The following is a 4,165-nucleotide window of genomic DNA, read 5'->3' as shown; positions in this document are numbered from 1 at the left end:
GCGATAACGACACTTTGTTGATGATTGTGAAACAAGAGGGGGCCGCGTGTCATACGGGCAAACATTCTTGTTTTTATAGAGATATCGAAGGAGAAGAAGTCAATGAATGAATTTGAAAACTTGTATGAAACGATCATGGATCGAAAAACGCACCCGGAACCGGGCAGCTATACCAGTTATCTGTATGAAAAAGGATTGGAAAAGATCTTAAAAAAAGTGGGGGAAGAAACAACGGAAGTTGTAATTGCGGCCCTGGGACAGAAACAAAAAGATTTGGTCAACGAATTAGGCGATCTGTTTTATCATTTGCTGGTGCTGATGGTACAAAAAGGTGTATCCTTAAAAGAACTGGAAGAAGAGCTGGCTTCCCGCTCGATGAAAAAGCACAATCTGAAAGCGGAAAGAAAGCCTATCACCAACCTATAAGGACATTTAAAGGTCCAAAATAGCCAGGAGACTTTTTTTAGAAGGCATGTGTGATATTGTATATGTACCAAAAGATTGAAAACTTAGATTTTGATCTAAGTTCAATAAAGCTGCAGGGTAGAAAAGCTGTGGCAGGAAAAAAGAGTTCAAGAAGAGATCTTAAAAAATGATAATGAAAAGGTGAAAGGTCTTGAGATTGAACTCTTTTTTTACGGGAAAGGACAGAATTCAAACCGGTTTTTCCAATGGCCTTGTGATTCATTGAAGATATGATAAACTAAAATTGCTCAAAGGGATGATAACTTAGGAAAGCTAAGTTGCATAAAAATCCACAAAGCCCAGCAGAAGGAAAATATAAACAAAGAAGACATCCTGCAAAAAGGGTGAAGAGGCAATGGGTAGTGGAGAAAGAGAAGAACTTCAAGAAATACCATAAGACAATAAGCAAGTTGGATTTCATTTAGAAGTTCTTTTCTTTTTTTTTATGATATAATTTTTTCCATGGAGGAAATGATTATGAGTTCCAAGGCTCCGATCGGGGTTTTTGATTCTGGATTGGGCGGCATCAGTGTTCTGCATACGATTCATCAATTGATGCCGACAGAAGAACTGATTTATGTCGGTGATTCAAAATATAATCCATACGGAACGAAAACCAAGGAAGAAATCACCCAGCGATGTGTTTCGATCTGCGATTATTTTATGGAAAAAGGCTGCAAGGCAGTTGTGATTGCGTGCAATACCGCAACCAGTGCCTGTGTTCCTTATTTGAGAGAAAAATATCCTTTCGATATTATTGGAATGGAACCGGCATTAAAGGTGGCTTGTTCTTTTGGAAACCATCAGAAGATATCGGTATGGGCCACCCCTTTTACTTTGCAGGAAGAAAAATTTGCCAATTTGATGAAACGTTTCGAAAATGAACACATCATTGATAAAGTACCATGTCCCAAGTTGGTTGAACTGGTAGAAAACGATGAGCTGGATAATATAGATCTTGTAAGGGATACATTGCATACATATATACAAAAAGATCAGGCTAACACTTTTGACAGTGTGGTTCTGGGATGTACGCATTTTGTATTTTTCAAAAAGGAATTACGTGATCTTTTGCCTTTGTCGGTCCATATCGTAGATGGAAATCTGGGAACGGCTTATCATTTACAGGATATTCTTAAACAAAAAGATCTATTGAATGAAACCGGACAGGGAAGTATCCGTATGGAAAACACTTGTCCTGAAAAAATAGGACTCGCAAGAAAATTATTAAGAAAAATGGAGGAAATATCATGAAAAGTGCATGGCTGAATTACGATAAAGACGAAAAAAAGAATGTGTTTGATTTTAATGCGCACTACATCGATATGATCACTTGTGCAAAAACAGAAAGATTGTTTGTCAAGGAATCGGTTTTAAAGGCCAGAGAAAAAGGATATGTGGATCTTAAAGAGATCCTTCAGAGAAAGGAAACGATAAAACCTGGAGATAAAATCTATGTAACCCATATGAATAAATCCATGATATTAATCAATATCGGAACCAATGATATCGAAGATGGATTAAATATCCTGGGGGCGCATATCGATTCTCCTCGTTTAGATGTAAAACCCAATCCGTTATATGAAGATGGAAATCTGGCTTTGATGGATCTTCATTATTATGGAGGAATCAAGAAGTATCAGTGGGTGACGGTTCCTTTGGCTTTGGTGGGAGTTGTCTGCTTAAAAGATGGAAGAACTCTTGATATCTCTATTGGCACAAAGCCGGGCGATCCAGTGTTTGTGGTCAGCGATTTGTTGATTCATTTAAGCCAGGAAAGAATGAAAGAAACGGCGGAAAATGTCATTCCTGGAGAAAATATGAATGTGACCTTTGGCAACATCCCCCTTCAAGATGAAGAAAAAGATGCGGTTAAGAAAAACTGCCTTCATATATTAAAAGAAACATATGGATTTGAAGAAGAAGATTTTTTCAGCTCCGAACTTGAATTTGTGCCAGCCGATCCGGCCAGAAGTTTGGGGATCGACTCCAGTATGGTTATTGGATATGGCCAGGACGACCGCGTTTGCGCCTATACGTCTTTGATGGCACAGCTTGATTGCGAAGAAGTAAAGAAAACCAGTGTGACATTACTGGTGGATAAAGAAGAAGTCGGGTCTCAGGGGGCAACAGGAATGCATTCTCAATTCTTTGAGAACACCATCCGTGAGCTGTTATATGCGATGGGGCGCAAAGAAGAAAGAAGCCTCAAGCGCACGCTTCAGAATTCCTGCATGTTGTCCAGCGATGTGGCGGCGGCTCACGATCCAAACTATCCGGAGGCCAGCTCGCCCAACAATCAGGCTTACCTGGGAAATGGTGTAGCGATGTTGAAGTATGTAGGCTCTCGAGGGAAAAGCGGAAGTAACGATGCCAATGCCGAATATATGGCAAAACTTCGTCATGTCATGGAAGAAGGAAATGTCCAGGTACAGTGCGTGGAACTGGGAAAAGTGGATCTGGGAGGCGGAGGAACGATCTCCTATATCTTAGCTAACTATGGAATGCAGGTTGTTGATTTTGGCGTTCCCGTTTTAAATATGCACTCTCCTTTTGAAGTGAGTTCCAAAGCGGACGTATATGAAGCGTATAAAGGATACAAGGCATTCTTGACCAATATGGATTGAAAACAGGAGGACTATCATGGCAAAATGGGATACCATTTATTGTGAACTGTGTGAAAGAATATTAAACGAAGGGGTACGGGTTGCCAACCGAACCGGGGTCGATACCATCAAAGTGCCATCGGCTTATTTCCAGCTGAATATCGAGGAAGAGTTTCCAATCCTGACGACAAAACAGTTGTTTATCCGCCAGGCGGTACTGGAGATGCTTTGGATCTATCAGGCACAATCCAATGATGTACGGTGGCTTCAGGAAAGAAACGTACACATTTGGGATCTTTGGGAAATTGATGAGAATGGCGACTGGATAGATGAAAAAACCGGAAAATGTTTAAAACATTTTGATCCTTCCTTTGCCCATACGATTGGAACCGCTTATGGATATATCGTTAAAAAGATGGGTTTGGTTGATAAGCTGATCCATTCTTTAAAGAAGGATACCAATGACCGTCGCCGTGTGATCTCTCTTTGGCAGGATGATTATTTGGATACTGCCGTTTTACCGAGCTGTGTCTGGTCCAGTGAATGGGATGTAACTGATGGGAAATTGAATGCCTGGGTTCATCAAAGAAGCTGCGATGTTCCTTTAGGACTTCCATTTAATGTGACACAGTATGCTGTGTTGCTGAAGATGCTTGCCCAAGTTTGCGGATTGAAACCAGGTACTTTGGATTGGTCAATCAAAGATGCCCACATTTATGTGAATCAAGTCGAAGGGATCCAGGAGCAGATAGAGCGCTATAAAACAAACGGAAGTTATCCGGCACCACAACTATGGCTCAATCCGGAAATCAAAGATTTTTATGATTTTGACAATTCGAAGGAATGCAAGGACGTTAAACTGATCGATTATCAGCATATGGGAAAAATCAGTTTCCCTCTGGCTCAATAGGAGACATTTTTATGAAGTTGACAATGATAGCGGCAATCGGTCAAAACTATGAGTTAGGAAAAGACAACCAACTGATATGGCATTTTCCTCAAGATCTTAAGTTTTTTAAAGAGCAGACCAAAGGCCATACGATCTTGATGGGAAGAAAGACCTTTGAATCTTTACCGGGCATGCTTCCCAAACG

6 protein-coding genes are annotated in these 4,165 nt (G+C 40.5%); all 6 read left to right on the top strand.

Annotation, left to right across the window (positions count from 1 at the left end; translation table 11 throughout):
* Positions 1-20 precede the first annotated feature (20 nt).
* Positions 21-110 carry a hypothetical protein gene (locus Q0K03_RS07410; RefSeq protein ID WP_366774996.1) on the top strand — a complete coding sequence of 30 codons (90 nt, stop codon included), beginning with the start codon at positions 21-23 and terminating at the stop codon, positions 108-110.
* A complete protein-coding gene (gene hisE, locus Q0K03_RS07190) occupies positions 103-426 on the top strand; it encodes a phosphoribosyl-ATP diphosphatase (RefSeq protein ID WP_297239028.1) in 324 nt (107 codons plus the stop codon). The genes Q0K03_RS07410 and hisE overlap by 8 nt, the downstream gene beginning before the upstream one ends.
* A gap of 516 nt (positions 427-942) precedes the next feature.
* Positions 943-1,719: a glutamate racemase gene (gene murI, locus Q0K03_RS07185; RefSeq protein ID WP_297239027.1), complete on the top strand. Its 777-nt coding sequence runs from the start codon at positions 943-945 to the stop codon at positions 1,717-1,719.
* Positions 1,713-3,092, top strand: a complete 1,380-nt coding sequence (locus Q0K03_RS07180) for an aminopeptidase (RefSeq protein ID WP_297239029.1) — start codon at positions 1,713-1,715, stop codon at positions 3,090-3,092. The genes murI and Q0K03_RS07180 overlap by 7 nt, the downstream gene beginning before the upstream one ends.
* A 16-nt stretch (positions 3,093-3,108) precedes the next feature.
* Complete coding sequence (gene thyA / locus Q0K03_RS07175; protein ID WP_297239026.1) at positions 3,109-3,981, top strand: thymidylate synthase; 873 nt, start codon at positions 3,109-3,111, stop codon at positions 3,979-3,981.
* Between the two features lie 11 nt (positions 3,982-3,992).
* Positions 3,993-4,165, top strand: a 173-nt coding sequence (locus tag Q0K03_RS07405) for a dihydrofolate reductase (RefSeq protein ID WP_366774995.1), incomplete at its 3' end; no start/stop codon positions are given.

This window comes from uncultured Faecalicoccus sp., from assembly GCF_944327125.1.
Taxonomy (GTDB): Bacteria; Bacillota_I; Bacilli_A; order Erysipelotrichales; family Erysipelotrichaceae; genus Faecalicoccus.
Note: the sequence above shows the minus strand (reverse complement) of the source record. Positions and strands in the feature narration are given on the sequence as shown.

Coding starts and splice junctions, on each gene's coding strand:
- Q0K03_RS07410 (WP_366774996.1), top strand. CDS start 21: ATGATTGTGAAACAAGAGGGGGCCGCGTGTCATACGGGCAAACATTCT.
- hisE (WP_297239028.1), top strand. CDS start 103: ATGAATGAATTTGAAAACTTGTATGAAACGATCATGGATCGAAAAACG.
- murI (WP_297239027.1), top strand. CDS start 943: ATGAGTTCCAAGGCTCCGATCGGGGTTTTTGATTCTGGATTGGGCGGC.
- thyA (WP_297239026.1), top strand. CDS start 3,109: ATGGCAAAATGGGATACCATTTATTGTGAACTGTGTGAAAGAATATTA.